1 protein-coding gene is annotated in these 1,882 nt (G+C 37.5%); it reads left to right on the top strand.

The window, feature by feature from the left end; genetic code table 11:
• Window positions 1-224 precede the first annotated feature (224 nt).
• Entirely contained in the window at window positions 225-1,343 is a 1,119-nt protein-coding gene (locus BLV99_RS17940) for a Fic family protein (protein ID WP_092693066.1), read from the top strand.
• Window positions 1,344-1,882: the final 539 nt, after the last annotated feature.

Genomic DNA, 1,882 nt, shown 5'->3' with positions numbered 1-1,882 from the left:
ATCTATATTTTATATCCAGTCCATGGTGATAAAAACCATCATAAACTAGACATTTTTATTGGTGAGAATATAGACACTTTAAATGGGTTCTAACATCGACTGTTAGCCCCCAAATAGAAATGTCCTAGATAAAATGAGCTGATTAACCATCTTATTCGGCTCACAATATGAGCCGAATAAATGCTATATTCAACTCATCTGAAATTTTAGATGAGCGATTGAAAATGCAGGAATGGATCTGGCAAGCAGAAAACTGGACAAATTTTACATGGCTAGATTCAATTATCTTGCCTAAAACCAGACAGATACATCAAAAAATAGGGATTCTTATTGGGCAAAGTCAGCATGATTTAGCAAAAGAGCAGTTCACCCTAGATACTCTGCTTGCCAATCTTGTTGCTTCATCTGCAATTGAAAATGAAACCATCAATGTTTTTTCATTGCGATCATCTCTAGCTCAACGCTTAGGTGTCACACTTGAACAGCCTTATCCAAGCTCAGATCGATCAGAAGGTTTAGCCAATATCATGCTAGATGCGCTGAACGATGTTAAGCAACCATTGACTGTTGAGCGTCTCATGCAATGGCATCGTTGGCTTTTCAATGACCCAGATTGGACAATGCAACGTTTACGCATTGGTCAACTTCGGGGATCAGAGCCTATGCAGGTCGTTTCAGGTCGATTGGATTATCCTAAAGTACATTTTGAAGCACCGCCAAGAGAAGGCTTAGAAGAACGCTTAAATACATTCATAGCGTGGTTTAATCAAAGTCTGAATGATTCATTGCTTGATCCTCTTTTACGTGCAGGCATTACCCATTTATGGTTTGTTACCCTACATCCTTTTGATGATGGGAATGGACGTATTACACGTACACTGACAGACCTTGCCCTAGCTCAAATGGATGAACAGAGTATCCGTTTATATGCAATGTCTACTGCGATATTAAATAAACGTAAAAGTTACTATGAGATATTAGAACAAACTCAAAAAAATGATTCTGATATCACAGATTGGCTAGTTTGGTTTCTAGATACATTGAATGATAGCCTTGAAAAAACCTTAGCGCAGATCAGTCGAACATTATTTAAAAGTCAATTTTGGCATAAGTATTCAAATTTAGCCCTGAGTGAAGAACAACGTAAAGTTCTAAATCGTTTATTAGACGGTGGCGAAAATGGCTTTGAACATGGTATCAGTGCATCACAATATCAAAAGGTTGCTAAAATTAGTAAGGCCACAGCTACTCGCCATTTATCAGACTTGCTTGAGAAAGAATGTCTCGTCAAATTGGAAGGTGGTGGGCGTAATACACGCTATCAGATCAATACTCAGCTATAGATATTTAAGCAATAAAAAACCCCGACATCCTGTCGGGGTTTTTCGTATTGGGTGCTTTGGTATAACTCCTGTCGTACCTCACATTCCTTGTATCTGATCTTGTTATTCTTATCTGGAGCATCCTGCTCTCTATGTCCCCATGATAAGAAATCAGCGTGAAATCGTATAGCCGCAAAGGGCGGGAATTGTTGTACGCCTAAGCGTACATAAGTGCTTAAATTTTACCCCAAGGGTTATCCGCAGAAATTGGGGATAATTTGAGCAGTCGATGAATTGATAATGCACACTAAAGTTTCAATTTGATTAAATATTGATCGTTTTTATTGGCAGAAGATATCAAAACTGTTCATAAAAAAGCCGACTTGTTTCCAAGTCGGCTTTTTAGGTTTGCGTCCCCAATTTCTTATAGCATAACTTTTTGAAATATAACACTATTTATTTTTCTGTTATTCACCAATTAAAATGTCTATGCGATAAACCATTTAAAATGTCCTGTTTTTAACTGCAAGAGTCAAGAACAGGATTTAAGTTTCTTTGTT

This window comes from Acinetobacter kyonggiensis (assembly GCF_900107285.1).
Taxonomy (GTDB): Bacteria; Pseudomonadota; Gammaproteobacteria; order Pseudomonadales; family Moraxellaceae; genus Acinetobacter; species Acinetobacter kyonggiensis.
Note: the sequence above shows the minus strand (reverse complement) of the source record. Positions and strands in the feature narration are given on the sequence as shown.